This is a genomic window from Aequorivita marina (genome assembly GCF_031631895.2).
Classification (GTDB): domain Bacteria; phylum Bacteroidota; class Bacteroidia; order Flavobacteriales; family Flavobacteriaceae; genus Aequorivita; species Aequorivita marina.
In genome coordinates this window covers 546,228-560,307 of sequence record NZ_JAVMBW020000001.1, presented here as the reverse complement: position 1 = coordinate 560,307, position 14,080 = coordinate 546,228, and the positions used below count along the sequence as shown (strand labels likewise).

At 36.9% G+C, this 14,080-nt stretch carries 13 protein-coding genes; 9 read left to right on the top strand and 4 right to left on the bottom strand.

Annotated features, from left to right (window positions below; all coding sequences use genetic code 11):
• Window positions 1-72 precede the first annotated feature (72 nt).
• The 6 genes from pnuC (at window position 73) to QPK98_RS02540 (ending at window position 5,345) form a co-directional block, all read left to right on the top strand.
• Complete coding sequence (pnuC, locus tag QPK98_RS02565) at window positions 73-711, top strand: nicotinamide riboside transporter PnuC (RefSeq protein ID WP_310991435.1); 639 nt, start codon at window positions 73-75, stop codon at window positions 709-711.
• Window positions 708-1,238 carry an AAA family ATPase gene (locus QPK98_RS02560; protein WP_310991434.1) on the top strand — a complete coding sequence of 177 codons (531 nt, stop codon included), beginning with the start codon at window positions 708-710 and terminating at the stop codon, window positions 1,236-1,238. The genes pnuC and QPK98_RS02560 overlap by 4 nt, the downstream gene beginning before the upstream one ends.
• Window positions 1,239-1,247: 9 nt before the next feature.
• Window positions 1,248-2,786, top strand: a complete 1,539-nt coding sequence (locus QPK98_RS02555) for a DUF4301 family protein (protein ID WP_310991433.1) — start codon at window positions 1,248-1,250, stop codon at window positions 2,784-2,786.
• Window positions 2,786-3,190, top strand: coding sequence for an alternative ribosome rescue aminoacyl-tRNA hydrolase ArfB (gene arfB / locus QPK98_RS02550; protein ID WP_310991432.1), 405 nt, complete (start codon window positions 2,786-2,788; stop codon window positions 3,188-3,190). Before QPK98_RS02555 ends, arfB begins: the two co-directional genes overlap by 1 nt.
• A 286-nt stretch (window positions 3,191-3,476) precedes the next feature.
• Window positions 3,477-3,842: a hypothetical protein gene (locus QPK98_RS02545; protein WP_310991431.1), complete on the top strand. Its 366-nt coding sequence runs from the start codon at window positions 3,477-3,479 to the stop codon at window positions 3,840-3,842.
• A gap of 126 nt (window positions 3,843-3,968) precedes the next feature.
• Window positions 3,969-5,345: a sigma-54-dependent transcriptional regulator gene (locus QPK98_RS02540; RefSeq protein WP_310991430.1), complete on the top strand. Its 1,377-nt coding sequence runs from the start codon at window positions 3,969-3,971 to the stop codon at window positions 5,343-5,345.
• On the opposite strand, the gene QPK98_RS02535 is transcribed toward QPK98_RS02540, so the two are convergent.
• Window positions 5,340-7,805: an ATP-binding protein gene (locus QPK98_RS02535; RefSeq protein ID WP_310991429.1), complete on the bottom strand. Its 2,466-nt coding sequence runs from the start codon at window positions 7,803-7,805 to the stop codon at window positions 5,340-5,342. The genes QPK98_RS02540 and QPK98_RS02535 overlap by 6 nt on opposite strands.
• A 586-nt stretch (window positions 7,806-8,391) precedes the next feature.
• Here QPK98_RS02535 and QPK98_RS02530 point away from each other — a divergent pair.
• Window positions 8,392-10,779: a TonB-dependent receptor gene (locus QPK98_RS02530; RefSeq protein ID WP_310991428.1), complete on the top strand. Its 2,388-nt coding sequence runs from the start codon at window positions 8,392-8,394 to the stop codon at window positions 10,777-10,779.
• A gap of 85 nt (window positions 10,780-10,864) precedes the next feature.
• On the opposite strand, the gene QPK98_RS02525 is transcribed toward QPK98_RS02530, so the two are convergent.
• Window positions 10,865-11,308, bottom strand: coding sequence for a hypothetical protein (locus QPK98_RS02525; protein ID WP_310991427.1), 444 nt, complete (start codon window positions 11,306-11,308; stop codon window positions 10,865-10,867).
• A gap of 273 nt (window positions 11,309-11,581) precedes the next feature.
• Between QPK98_RS02525 and greA the strand changes: the two genes are divergently transcribed.
• On the top strand, window positions 11,582-12,058 hold the full coding sequence (gene greA, locus QPK98_RS02520) for a transcription elongation factor GreA (RefSeq protein WP_310991426.1): 477 nt from the start codon (window positions 11,582-11,584) through the stop codon (window positions 12,056-12,058).
• A 7-nt stretch (window positions 12,059-12,065) separates the two neighbouring features.
• Entirely contained in the window at window positions 12,066-12,461 is a 396-nt protein-coding gene (locus tag QPK98_RS02515; protein WP_310991425.1) for an HIT family protein, read from the top strand.
• Here QPK98_RS02515 and QPK98_RS02510 read toward each other — a convergent pair.
• Window positions 12,458-12,802 carry a hypothetical protein gene (locus QPK98_RS02510; RefSeq protein ID WP_310991424.1) on the bottom strand — a complete coding sequence of 115 codons (345 nt, stop codon included), beginning with the start codon at window positions 12,800-12,802 and terminating at the stop codon, window positions 12,458-12,460. The genes QPK98_RS02515 and QPK98_RS02510 overlap by 4 nt on opposite strands.
• 3 nt (window positions 12,803-12,805) lie before the next feature.
• On the bottom strand, window positions 12,806-13,954 hold the full coding sequence (locus QPK98_RS02505; protein WP_310991423.1) for a sensor histidine kinase: 1,149 nt from the start codon (window positions 13,952-13,954) through the stop codon (window positions 12,806-12,808).
• Window positions 13,955-14,080: the final 126 nt, after the last annotated feature.

Sequence of the window (14,080 nt, the reverse complement as noted above, 5' to 3'; positions counted from 1 at the left end):
TGTATGCTTCAACTGTCCATGAATACTTTTATAATTGTAACTTTGAAAAATTAAAATTGTAGTTAAGCTCAGATGGACTCCATTTTCAATTGGTTTTTTTCACAGTATAAAGATATCCCGAACCTTTTGATAGCGTTGGAAATCATCGGTGTTTTCTTTGGGTTTTTAAGTGTTTGGTATGCCAAACAGGATAATATTTTGGTGTATCCTACAGGTATAATAAGCACTGCCATTTTTGTCTATATCTTAGCAACTTATGGGCTGTTGGGCGACATGATGATTAATGCCTACTATTTTTCCATGAGTGTATATGGTTGGTATATTTGGACCCGAAAAGTTGATGATGAGCATTATACTCCTATTACCAAAACCACTAAAAAGGAGCATAAAACTTCAATTTTTATTTTTATAGCTACCCTGATCTTCGTTTTTGGAGTTTATGAAATATTTGAAAAATGGAATAGCTGGACCGCTTATGTAGATACTTTTACAACTGCCATTTTTTTCGTCGGAATGTGGCTCATGGCGAAGAAAAAACTTGAAAACTGGATTTATTGGATTATTGGCGATATTATTTCGATACCGCTTTATTTGTATAAGGGTCTTGTCTTTACTTCATTTCAATACATTTTATTTACCGTTGTTGCTATTTATGGATACCGCGCTTGGAAAAAAAGCCTGAACATACCCGAAACCAGCCTACTCAATTGATTAAAGTTATATTATACGGTCCTGAATCTACAGGGAAAACAACCTTGGCAAGACAATTGGCAGCGCATTACAACACTTTGTGGGTGCCAGAATATATGCGTAAATATTTAGAAGAAAAGTGGGACGAATCTAAGGAATTGGTATCCAAAGCCGATTTAATTCCAATTGCACGGGGGCAGTTAAACCTTGAACGAAAAATTGCGCAAAAAGTTGAAGAGCTTCTTATTTGTGATACCAATTTGCTGGAGTTAAAAGTGTATTCTGAATATTATTACAACGGATTTTGTCCGGAAGAAATACGTAAGGAAGCAACCAAAACTAATTCTAGCATCTATTTATTAACTTATATTGATATTCCGTGGGAGGCAGATGTTTTGCGGGATAGACCTAACAACAGAGCAGAAATGTTCTCTATTTTTGAAGCCGAATTAAAAAATCAGGGTTTCCCTTATAAAATATTAAAAGGAAACGAAAAAGAAAGGCTTAGTACCGCAATTGAAATTATTGACCAATTTCTGAAAAGATAAGATTAAATCATGTTTACTGAAAAAAATATAGCACAAATTAAAACGAACGGCCTTTCTGAAGCAAATGTTATGGACCAGCTCCAAATATTTAAAGATGGAATTCCATTTGCCAATGTTGTTAAACCCGCAGCGGCAGGTAATGGTATTCAAGTGCTATCGGTGGAGGAGCAACAGCATTTTGCCAATGTTTTTGAAGCTAAAAAAGATAAACTCGATCTGCTTAAATTTGTGCCAGCCTCTGGTGCCGCAACGCGAATGTTTAAATTTCTGCATCAGTTTTTAGGCAACTTTAACCCAGAAAATGATACTATAGGCACCTACCTGCAAAAGGAAGCGAATGCCAATTTGAGTACCTTTTTTAATTCATTTGAAAAATTTGCGTTTTCAGATTTGGTCCACAATTACTTAAATGAAAAATATCCTAATTTCCAGTCGCTTGAAAAAGGGGAGCGCTACTATCTACTTGTAAAGGAAATGCTTCAAGAATCTGGCTTAAACTTTAGTAACACCCCAAAAGGCTTGGTTCCTTTTCATAAATATGAAACCGATTATGTCACGGCTTTTGGTGCGCAATTATACGAAGCAGCTTTTTATGCAACTTCCAACGGCACTGCGAACTTGCACTTTACCGTTTCTGAAGCACATGAGGAAAAATTTAGAAAGAGATTTAAGGAGATAAAAACTAAAATTGAGGAAAAGACTGGGATTGACTTTTCTGTTTCCTATTCATTTCAGAAGAAAGAAACCGACACAATTGCTGCAACTCCTGAAAATAGGCCGTTTGTAGATCAAAATGGCGATTTACTTTTCCGCCCATCGGGGCACGGAGCCTTGCTTAAAAACCTGAATGACGTAAACGCAGATATTGTTTTTATAAAAAATATAGACAATGTGGTTTCTGATGATTATGTTGAAACAATTGCCTTTCAGAAGAAAATGCTAGCGGGAAAACTGATTTCACTCCAAGAAAAAATCTATGGATATGTAGCACAGCTTCACACTGATAATACTTCGGAAGCAACTTTAAAGGAAGTGTCAGATTTTATTTCAAAAGAATTGGCACCGGCCACTAGTGTAGCTGAAAATACGCCACTGCAAAAAGAGGGCTTGTTAGAAATACTGGAACGTCCTATTCGTGTTTGTGGCGTGGTAGAAAACACCGGTGCGCCAGGCGGAGGTCCATTTTTAGTAGCGGACAAAAACGGAAATCTTTCTTATCAAATTGTTGAAATGTCGCAGATAGATTTTCAGAATCCAGAACAAAAAGGTCTGGTAGATCAGGCAACTCATTTTAATCCGGTAGATTTGGTCTGTGGTCTCCGCAATTATAAAGGCGAAAAATTTGACCTTTTACAGTTTTCAGATCCTGATACTGGGTTTATTTCAAATAAATCTTTTCATGGTAAACCCATAAAAGCACTCGAATTGCCTGGACTTTGGAATGGAGCAATGGCAAATTGGAACACCGTTTTTGTTGAAGTGCCATTAATAACCTTTAATCCTGTAAAAACAGTAAACGATCTGTTGAACAAAGTACATCAAGCCTAATGAAGATTGAAACCTTAATATCTGAACTGAACTTTAAAGCCGTCCGTAGTAGTGGGCCAGGTGGGCAACATGTGAATAAAACAGCTTCAAAAGTTGAGGTTTCGTTTAATTTGAATACTTCCCAAGCGCTTTCAGATAGAGAAAAAGATAGACTGCGCAGCAAGCTTTCGTCTAAAATTTCTTCCGAAGGAATAATTACAGTGCAATGTGGAGAAACACGAAGCCAGCACCGGAACAAAGCAATTGTAATTGAGCGATTGATTGCGCTTCTTCAGGAAAATCTAAAAGTTGCCAAACCCCGTAAAAAAACAAAACCTTCAAAAGGCGCAATTGAGCGACGGTTAAAATCTAAAAAGAAGACTGCGATGAAAAAAGCCAATCGCAAACCGCCAAAAATAGATTGATTAATCGATACTTCTTGTTTTTTACCCGTTTCGTAGCCCACAAACCAAATCGCTAAAAGCGAAAATGTATTGAGGATTACACGAAAACTGTATAATTTCTACACAAATACAGTTCTGTTTACACACTTTCTGAATGTGATGCAATAATTGTTATATCTCGTAACACGCTATTAGTTAGTGTGTTGTTGTCTTTTTTGGGTATAGCTTCGCAATGGCATTACTTTTTCTATATACAAGACAACAAACAAACTTAGAAACCTATATAAATCATTAAAAAACAAAAACTATGAAAAAGTTAATTTTAAGTACAGCAATCGTTTTAGGAGGATTAACCGCCGTAACCGCACAAACAGATAAGGAAGCAATTGCTATGAACGAGCAAACTGAAACTGCTGCTGAAGTTCAAGCGGAAACTAAGTTGGAGGTTGCTTCGGAAGCTGTACAAGACTATAAAGAAGTAAAATCTGCTGAATTGCCAAAAGCTGTTCGAGACGCTGTAGCCAAAGATTTTCCAGGCGCCTCTATTGCTAAGGCTTATGTGAATGCTCAGGGAGATTATAAAATTGATCTTGCCACTGCAGATGCCAAACAAGCAACAGTTTATGCAAATGCAAAAGGTGAGTGGATTAAAAATGAAATAAAGAAGCAATAAGCTGCAGGTATTTTTAGATTCAATACTTCTGAAAAAGGCATCCCATAAACCGGATGCCTTTTTTTGTGATAATTTTAGAGATTTTGCGCTGTTATAGTCAGTATTTTTACTGTTTTGGAAAACGTGATGAAGCAGAAAATACACATAATTGAGGACGATGTAGCTTTTGGAAAAATGCTTACTTCATTTCTTGAGCGAAAGGGTTTTGAGGTGAGTATTTCCCTAACTGGTGCAAGTGGAAGAAAAGCCTTGGAGGAGAATCAATTTGATTTGTTGATTACAGATTTAAAGTTGCCAGATGACTCTGGCTTGGCTCTTTTGGAGTATGCTCAAAGCATTGTACCAGCAACAAAGGTGATTTTAATGACTGGCTATGCCGAAGTAGATACAGCGGTAAAAGCGATTAAAAAAGGAGCTTTAGATTATATCTCGAAACCGTTTAGGCCCGAGGAACTTTTGATGATAATTGAAGAGGACTTTTTAAAATCGGCCCCGGTAACTTCTGAGGTGAAACCCAAAAGTAAGGCTAAGTTTTCACCAGATACAGCTGCAAATGTTAAAGAGGAGAACCTAAAACCCAACTTTGTAGTGGGAATCAGTGAATCTTCAAAGAAGTTTAATGAGTACTTAAAACTTGTTGGGCCAACGGATATGTGTGTGCTAATTCAGGGTGAAAGCGGTACCGGAAAAGAGGTTGCCGCAAAGGCGATTCATAATTTCAGTTCGCGAAAAAACGAGAATTTTGTAGCAGTAGATTGCGGTGCTATCCCTAAGGAAATTGCTGCCAGTGAGTTTTTCGGGCATGTAAAAGGTAGCTTTACTGGCGCGGTAACCGATAAAAAGGGACACTTTGAGGCTGCTCACGGCGGAACACTTTTTTTAGATGAAGTAGGGAACCTCTCTTATGAAAATCAAATGCAGCTGTTGCGTGCCTTGCAGGAACGGCGTATAAAACCCGTAGGCAGTAATACCGAAATTAACGTAGATGTACGAATTCTTTCCGCAACAAATGAAGACTTGCTAAAAGCGGTCAATGAGGGCAAATTTAGAGAAGATTTATACCATCGTTTAAACGAGTTTTCAATCCATATTCCCTCCTTGCATGAAAGAAAAGAAGATTTGTTTCTTTTTATAGAGTATTTTTTGGCAGCGGCAAACGCATCTTTAAACAAAGAGGTTCTAGGGCTTTCCAAAGAAGTAGAAGATGCCTTTATGAACTATGCTTGGCCTGGCAATCTACGGGAATTGAAAAACGTTATAAAACGCTCTGTTTTATTGACGAGTACCAGTACAATTCCGCTAGAGGTTATCCCCAAAGAAGTAGTTTTTTCTAAAAAAGCTGAACCTGAAACAATAGATTTTTCGAAAGAAACTAATGAAAAACAGCTAATATTAAATGCTTTAAAAGAAGCTGATTATAACAAAACTAAGGCTGCAAAGTTGCTGCATATCACCAGAAAAACGCTTTACAACAAATTGGAGCAGTATCAAATTGCGCTATAGAACTTCGTTTTTTAAGGCTTTTTGCAAATCTCGAATATTTAGGGTTAACTTTTCAAAGTCAATTTGTGCTTCTTGCCAAAAAGCATCGGGTTTTACCTGTGGATAATCTTCCATTTTTTCAAGAATTGGAATCACATTTTTAGCATTAATTTGTCTGAACATCGTTAACATGCGATGTGCGGTTTCCTTAATTTTTTGGTCGTCGTCATCAACTATACCTTGCTTTATTTGTTTTAAATCTTTTTCAGTCTGTACTTCAAAAATTGTCAGTACTTCGTCAAGAGCTTGGGGCGTGTTTAAAAATGATTTTAAAAGTGAAAGATTGAACACTTCTGAAGTTGAGGTTTCGGCTTGGGTTATTTCATCAAGATCAGAGTTTGCTGAAAAATCGTGTTGGTTTGTAAATATTCGTGTTAAGGCCGTCACCAATGTTTGTTTTGAAAAAGGTTTGGGTAACATTTCAGCGAACCCTTTTTCAAGATAAAAATCGCGATTGTGTTCCCTACTTCCCGTCATTGCAATAACCGGTTGGTTTTTGTAATAGTCAGCATTCCCTTCTTTTAAGTTTTTTAAAACAGTAAAACCATCAGTTTCTGGCATTTGGATGTCGGTTAAAACAAAGTCGAAATTGGTGTTCTTTGCCGTAGCAGCGAAGTTTGTATAACTGCTAAATGCTTTGGCTGTTACATCTAGCTGGTCAAAAATTTCGAGTAATAGCGAACGCATGGCATCGTCGTCATCTATTATAATACCACGTAAAACTTTAAACGAGCGCGCTTCTTCTTGAGTGGGTTTAGATAACGCTCTGTCGGTTTTTTCCAAAGGTAGGGTTAGTATAAAAGTGCTTCCCTCATCTGGGACACTGGCTACTTTTAAGCTTCCTCCTAAAAGTACTGTTAGTTTTTTTGAAATTGCCAACCCCAAGCCACTGCCACCAAATTTATGTGCAATATTAGTTTCTGCCTGTGTGAATTCGTTAAAGATAAACTGCTGTTTTTCTTTTGAAATACCAATACCTGTATCTATAACAGTAATTTGAATTGTAGCTTTATTTCCTGTGCTTTCCACTTCTTCAACCCTAATTTCAACGCTTCCTTTTTCAGTAAATTTAAAGGCGTTTCCTATTAAGTTATTGATGATTTGACGAATACGCAGCGGATCACTTTTAAAAATTATGTTTTTCACCTTGTCGGAAATCACAATGTTTAAGGCAATTGGCTTCTCTGGATATACTTGTTTTACGGCGTTTCCAGCTTCTTCTATAATGTTTTCTAGGGAAAATGGAATTTTCTCCATTGCTAATTTACCGGCTTCCAACTTTGAAAAATCCAGTAAATCGTCTACTAAATGCGAGATAAAGTGCGAGCTAGAGGTAATCTGGGTTAAATAGTATTTTTGCTTTTCTGAAAGCGATGAATTCCCAAACAATTCGGAATATCCGCTTATGGTATTCAAGGGAGTTTTTAAGTCGTGGCTCACCGTTGATATTAGCTGCTCTCTACTTTTTAAGAGTGTTTCGGCATAATTTTTAGACTCTTCCAAGTGTTTCTTGAATTTTTCTGCCCTAAAAAAATCGGAGAGGATAAAGTATGAAAACAGCAACACCACAATTCCGCCCAAAATTCCCGCAAGCTTTAAAATCTCACCGGTTCTGTGCATTGATTCTGCTCGTTGTTGCTTTTCTAAATTGTTGTTTTTGGTAATTTCATTGTCAAAACTCACGATGATCTCCCTTAAACGTTCTGATATTTTAAGGTCGTTTCTGATAAGTTCATTTTCTTTTTGTGCCAAAGATTCTCGAATACGGGAGTTTTCCTTTTTTGCTTCGGCAACTATATATCTAGATGCAGCCAACATAGAATCTACCGTTTTAGATTTTATGGTTGAAGTGTCTCGCCTTGAGTCGCTGTTTAGGTAATCTGCGTAAGATTGATAAATTTTGCGTTCACGCCAGCTGAGCTTAGAAGGGTTTCTAACCAGTGACTCTACCGAATTTAAACCTACAGACGACTCTAGTTTTCGCACCTCGCGCATAATATCATCCAACGAGGTATCTTTTTGGTTGGTAAGACGTAGAATGCGTAATTGTTCAATGTTTCGGTTTTTATCCTCCAAAAGAGATTTTACACTGTCCAATTGTTTTATTTGAAAACTGTTGGTAGTCAGAGCTTTTATTTCCTCAATTTTAGCGTAAAGCGAATCGTTTTTTGCGGTATAACGGTCAAAATCGGCATCGGTTTCAGTTAAGAGCGCAAGTCTTGAAAATCCGTCGGTTTTATAGAGCAGGTTAATAAGTGTTCCAGTTTCAATAAACTTCTTTTCACCCCTAAATTCATTTATCTCTGTGGTGTATTTCTTAAATTCAGAAAACAGAAAAAATCCCACAAGTACAGCTAAGGCTCCTATTAGCAAATAGCTGAGTATGATTTTAATAGTAAATTGATTTTTTGAAATGGCCATGGTTCAAATGTAAAGACTATTAAAAAACGGAAGTATTAAGAATATGGTAAAGTTGATAAAGAGACATTAGTGTCCGACAAAGATGTACGACCGCTTCGCTAAATGACTAACGACATACGACTAGAATTTTAAAGTCTTGATAATTAGGTTAATTCCGTTATACATATTTTTAAAATGTTTATCCTTTATTGGAATCTCAATAGCAAGGTGTTATATTATAATGATATTCTAAAAGCTTACTATTGTTGAAACAAGTGGTTTTTTAATTACTTTAATCGGACACTACTAATAAAGAAATAGAAACCGACTTTGTAATTAAAAAAACTACCGTATCTTTGCCGAACATCTCAAAGGGGTGCGGATTTTAGTGCTGAGTTATATGTTGAAAAACGTATAACTTTAAACTCGAAGAAGCTGAGATTATACCCAACGAACCTGGGCGGATAATGCTGCCAAGGGACAACATTAGGAACCCCCTGAAATATTGCCTTATGCAATGTTATCAGGGTTTTTTAATTTAAATATTTAATCATTTAATCAACAAAGAATAACGCCCCTTTTATTCGTTAAAAATTAATTTTTACGAATGAAAAAGTTATTGATTTCTTCAATTTTTACCCTTTTCACTTTTATTGCTTTTGCTCAGGAATATACTGTTTCGGGTGTCGTATCAGATACAGACGGACGCGTATTGGCAGGTGCAAATGTTAGTTTAAAAGGAAATGGCGGTACAATTACAAATTTAGACGGTGAATATCAACTATTGGTCAAGGCCGGATCGCAAACCATTGGTTTTAGTCATGTAGGTTATACGCCTAAAGACCACGAAATAGTAATAAATGCCAATTTAGAACTAAACATTACACTTAATAAAAGTGAAGAAACCTTAGACGAGGTCCTAGTTCGTGCCATACGCGTTGGGGCAGATTCGCCTATTACACACTCAAATCTTGATAAGGAAGCGCTGGAAAAACGAAACCTTGGGCAAGACGTGCCCTATATGCTCAATTACCTTCCTTCCGTTGTTACTACTAGTGATGCTGGTGCTGGCGTGGGTTATACTTCTATACGCGTTCGCGGAAGTGACGCCTCTCGCGTAAATGTAACCTTGAATGGAATTCCGTACAACGACTCAGAAAGTCAAGGTTCATTTTGGGTGAATTTGCCAGATTTTACATCTTCTGTTCAAAGCCTGCAATTGCAACGTGGCGTGGGAACTTCAACCAATGGATCTGGTGCTTTTGGTGCCAGTTTGAACTTATTGAGCGATGCCGTTTCCAGCGAAGCTTATGGCGAAACCTCAAACTCTTTCGGAAGTTTTAATACACATAAACACAACGTCAAGTTCAGCACTGGCTTACTTTCAGACCATTTTGAATTAGCGGGAAGGCTGTCGACCATTAAATCTGATGGTTATATTGACAGGGCAAGTTCTAACTTGAAATCGTACTTTATTCAAGCCGCTTTTGTAGATGATAATACCTTAATAAAAGCTTTGACTTTTGGTGGAAAAAATATAACCTATCAGTCTTGGAACGGTTTAGAAGATCCAGAGAAACTTGAAAATGACAGAACTTATAATACCGCTGGAATGTACACAGACGAAAATGGAAACATTCAGTTTTATGACAATGAAATAGACGACTATGCCCAAGATCATTACCAATTGTTCTGGAACCAGCGTTTCAGCAATAATTGGAGTACAAACCTATCATTAAATTATACAAGAGGTCGCGGATATTTTGAACAGTATAAGGAAGATCAAAAGTTTAAAACCTATGGCTTTGAACCTATATTGATAGGCAACGACACCATCAGTAAAACCGACTTAATCCGAAGACGTTGGTTAGACAACCACTTTTATGCTGCTAATGCCAATTTAAATTACAAAAACAATAACATAGATTTTAAAGCCGGTGCTTTTTATAGCTATTATACAGGCGATCATTACGGCGAAGTAATTTGGGCGCGTTATGCCAGTAATTCCGAAATTCGCGATCGGTATTACGATAGCAATGCCAAGAAAAGAGAATTTACAGTTTTTTCAAAAGCAACCTATAGAATTAATAAAAAATGGAGCGTTTTTGCAGATTTACAGGGTCGTTTCTTAAACTATAAAACTACAGGAATCACTTCAGATTTAGTTGAAATGATCTATGACGAATCCTATTCATTTTTCAATCCAAAAGCTGGGCTTACGTATAAACACAACACATCTAACCAATTCTATTTTTCATACGGAAAAGCCCATCGCGAACCTTCAAGAAATGATTACGAAGAAGGAATTACAACACCAGAAAAACTAGATGACTTTGAATTGGGGTGGCGTTTCGTTTCAGAAAAAACTAAAGTAAACACGAATTTGTTTTATATGAATTATACAGACCAATTGGTGCTTTCTGGTGAAATGAACGATGTTGGTGCGGCTTTAAGAACCAGCAGCGGTAAGAGCTATCGGCTTGGCCTTGAGGTGGATGCCGAAATCCAGATACTAGAAAACCTGAGAACCATGCCTAATATAGCCTTGAGCACAAATAAAAATGTAGATTTTGTGAGTTCAATTGATGGGGAACTGGTCAACCTTGGGAATACAAACATTTCATTCTCACCTGCTGTTGTTGCAGGAAATATGCTGGAATATACGCCAATTAAAAACCTGCAATTTGGCTTTCTTTCCAAGTTTGTGGGAACGCAGTACATGGGTAATATTGATAGTGAAGCCTCAAAACTAGACAGCTACTTTATAAACGACTTAAATATTGTTTACACCCTAAAAGGACTTCCTTGGGTTAAGGAAGTTGCATTTTCGGCATTGGTCAATAACATCTTTAACGTGGAATATGAATCTAACGGGTATTTTTATACCTATGAAGATGATTATAGCAACCCGGGAACAATTAAGACTATTGAAGGTGCTGGCTATTATCCACAAGCCACCATTAATTTTCTTCTAGGTGCTACCTTGAGGTTTTAGAAAGACTATGAAATAAAAAACTGCCGAAAACGATTAATTTATATTTAATCATTTCGGCAGTTTTTTTATTTAAGCTTAAAAAGGCTTAATTACTAATAATTATATTGTTCCCACTGCGTTCCGCTCTGTATTGCTGCATGGGGTATTTGGTGTCTGGTTCGGTAGTGTGCCGCCCAAAATTAACGATGTTGTATTCGTTGTCGTCATTTTCACAAGGGCAGGTGGCAATTGGGCCGTTTACTTCCATGCGTGAGCACGAACTGGGAGCGTGGTTTGGGTCTGAAAGATCGAAAGCAAAATACTGCGTTTCGCTTACACAAAACACTACAATGCCTTTAATTCCTTGTCCAGTAATCACTGAGCTACCCGGGAACTTTAAAGGGTTGTACTCCGGTAAGTTTAAATTTAATTGTAAGCTAACCACTGGATCGGTCAAGAATGGATTTTCGTCTAGTTTGTCATCACTTTTTGAACAAGAAAGTGCTAAAAACCCCATTAATAGTATAAGAAGAAAGGATGTGTTTTTCATAGATAGCGAAGTGTAAAATAGCCAAGTTCAATTTTTGTTACCCAACTAGATGTTTTTTAGATGTTATTGGTTTATTGCCTAATGCTAAGACAATTAAAAATTGACGCCAAAATTACAACAATTAACAAAACAAGGAAAATTTTAGTATATTTGTTTGAAGCAATCCCGTCGTCGCATGGGATTTTTTCAGTTTATTAAAGTGAGTCCCGCCACTAGTCGGGATTTTGTATATTAAAACAATAGGTATGTTCTGCATACACAAACGATGAAGTTATGAGTAAAGTATCATATTATACTGCCGAAGGCTTAAAAAAATTAAGAGACGAATTAGACCATCTGCGCGATGTTGAGCGCCCAAAGGCCTCCAGAGCAATTGGAGAAGCAAGAGATAAAGGAGATTTAAGTGAAAATGCCGAGTACGATGCCGCCAAAGAGGCGCAGGGAATGCTAGAAATGAGAATATCAAAAGTAGAAGAAATTCTTGCAAATGCCCGGCTTATTGATGAGTCTCAGTTAGATTTGAGTAAAATTCTGGTTCATTCTACCGTAAAGCTAAAAAATCAGGCTAATGGCACTGAGATGACGTATAAACTTGTTGCCCAAAGCGAAGCCGACCTAAAATCTGGAAAAATTTCCGTAGATTCACCTATCGGAAAAGGGCTTTTGGGTAAAAAACAAGGCGAAGTTGCCGAAATCCAAGTTCCAAATGGAACCCTTAAATTCGAAATATTAGAAATTTCAAGAGATTAATTTAACTATGGCGTCAATTTTCACAAAAATCATTGAAGGAGAAATACCCGCTTACAAAGTGGCGGAGGACGATAACTTTATCGCCTTCCTAGATATAAATCCAAATTCAAAAGGGCATACCTTATGTGTTCCTAAGAAAGAAATTGACAAAGTTTTTGATATGGGAGAGCATCTCTATCTACAATTAATGCAGTTTTCTAGAAAGGTAGCGCATGCCATTGAAAAAACAGTTCCGTGTAAACGGGTTGGGATGGCCGTGGTAGGGCTAGAAGTGCCGCATGTGCACGTACACCTTATTCCGTTAAACGAAATGGATGATATGCGGTTTACTAAAAAAGTGGAAATGACTTCAAAAGAATTTGAAGCATTGGCCAAAGCTATACGTGAAGAATTAAACACTTAATTAAACCACATTACGTAAATACCTGCGGCAACCAAAGCAATTGCCAATACTATTAAGATATAAAATAGCGGCTTTACCTCTAAAAAATTTTTATTGGTTTCCGCTATTTTTCTGTTATAGTCGTACACCCTTTCAATATCTTCCGTCCAGTTTACCGGAAAAATTGGGCTATTACACTTATGGCAATACAGTTTCTCTATAATCTTCTTTTCGGGTTTGTGGAAGAAAGCAGTTTCTTTTTCATCTTGGGTAAATGTAAACTCTAATCCATCTGTTCCAAAACAAGTTGGGCAATTATTATGGAGCCGTGCCCTATGTAAATTGTGGGTTTTTACACTCATTTGTTACTGTTCAATCTTTAATGCAATTTCCATAGTTGTTCCTTGGTCGGGCATGCTTTTTAATACCCGTATCTTTCCTTTATGATACTCTTCAATAATGCGTTTTGCTAACGAAAGTCCTAATCCCCAACCGCGTTTTTTAGTGGTGTGGCCTGGCGTAAATATTCTTCGAAATTCGCCTTTAGATAATCCCTTTCCGGTATCGGTTACGTGAATCATTGCGTATTTTGAATTCTTGTTAATAGCAATAGTAATTTTACCCTTACCCTTCATGGCATCTATTCCGTTTTTTACTAGGTTTTCAAGAGTCCAGCTAAATAGTTGCGGGTTCATTTGAATGTATATGGGCTCTTCGGGGATATCCAGATGAAAATTAATTAGTTTAGAAGTGCGTTTCTGAAGGTAATAAAAGGTTGTTTTTGTTTCTTCAACCAAATCGCAGCGTTCTAACTTGGGGACGGAACCAATTTTTGAAAAACGATCTGTTATCATTTCCAAACGTCCAATGTCTTTTTCCATTTCCGAAATATACTCAGGATTCACTTCTTCACTTTTTAAAATTTCGGTCCAACCTACCAAAGAAGAAAGTGGTGTTCCTATTTGATGGGCGGTTTCTTTTGCCATTCCGGCCCAAAGCCTATTCTGTTCGGCAGATTTTGATGTTTTATAAAAAAGATAAACAGCCAAAATAAAGAGGGAAATAATAAGGATAAGTGCTGCGGGATAATACTTTAGTTTAATAATTATCGGGGAGTTTCCGTAATAAATGGTTTGTTGTAATTCGTCGCCGTTACGTATTTCAATTGGCTTGTATTCCGATTTAAATTTTTCAACAAGTCGCTGTTTTTTTTCTAAGGTGTTTACGTCTTTTGGGTCAATATTTCTCTCAGAGTAAATCCCTTCTTTATGGGTATAAAGAATCATTGGCGTTGTGGTGTTACCCTGTATTACCGTCAGTATTATATTTACAGTGGCATCAGAGCTGTCGTTCTCCAAAAGATTGTGATAGGCAGCGGCCCAGATTTCCATTTTGGCACGTTCGTTTTTCTTTAATTGATTAAAGAAGTGATACGTGTTCCACAAAATCAGGCTTACTACAAAAATTGAAGCTAAAATAAATCCCCACCGGGAGAGTGATTTGTTGCGCAGCATAGGTAAATATTAATGGCTAAATATAAACTAAAGAACAGCCTCTTTTTTAAAAAACGGTTTTAAATATAAAGCAAATATGTTGATATTATTGTACAATCAAGTTTTTGCAAGCTATAATCTTTGGGT

What these genes read in the sequence shown, in the direction of transcription:
- pnuC (WP_310991435.1), top strand. Translation starts at nt 73, where the DNA reads ATGGACTCCATTTTCAATTGGTTTTTTTCACAGTATAAAGATATCCCG.
- QPK98_RS02555 (WP_310991433.1), top strand. Translation starts at nt 1,248, where the DNA reads ATGTTTACTGAAAAAAATATAGCACAAATTAAAACGAACGGCCTTTCT.
- arfB (WP_310991432.1), top strand. Translation starts at nt 2,786, where the DNA reads ATGAAGATTGAAACCTTAATATCTGAACTGAACTTTAAAGCCGTCCGT.
- QPK98_RS02545 (WP_310991431.1), top strand. Translation starts at nt 3,477, where the DNA reads ATGAAAAAGTTAATTTTAAGTACAGCAATCGTTTTAGGAGGATTAACC.
- QPK98_RS02540 (WP_310991430.1), top strand. Translation starts at nt 3,969, where the DNA reads ATGAAGCAGAAAATACACATAATTGAGGACGATGTAGCTTTTGGAAAA.
- QPK98_RS02535 (WP_310991429.1), bottom strand. Translation starts at nt 7,805, where the DNA reads ATGGCCATTTCAAAAAATCAATTTACTATTAAAATCATACTCAGCTAT.
- QPK98_RS02530 (WP_310991428.1), top strand. Translation starts at nt 8,392, where the DNA reads ATGAAAAAGTTATTGATTTCTTCAATTTTTACCCTTTTCACTTTTATT.
- QPK98_RS02525 (WP_310991427.1), bottom strand. Translation starts at nt 11,308, where the DNA reads ATGAAAAACACATCCTTTCTTCTTATACTATTAATGGGGTTTTTAGCA.
- greA (WP_310991426.1), top strand. Translation starts at nt 11,582, where the DNA reads ATGAGTAAAGTATCATATTATACTGCCGAAGGCTTAAAAAAATTAAGA.
- QPK98_RS02515 (WP_310991425.1), top strand. Translation starts at nt 12,066, where the DNA reads ATGGCGTCAATTTTCACAAAAATCATTGAAGGAGAAATACCCGCTTAC.
- QPK98_RS02510 (WP_310991424.1), bottom strand. Translation starts at nt 12,802, where the DNA reads ATGAGTGTAAAAACCCACAATTTACATAGGGCACGGCTCCATAATAAT.
- QPK98_RS02505 (WP_310991423.1), bottom strand. Translation starts at nt 13,954, where the DNA reads ATGCTGCGCAACAAATCACTCTCCCGGTGGGGATTTATTTTAGCTTCA.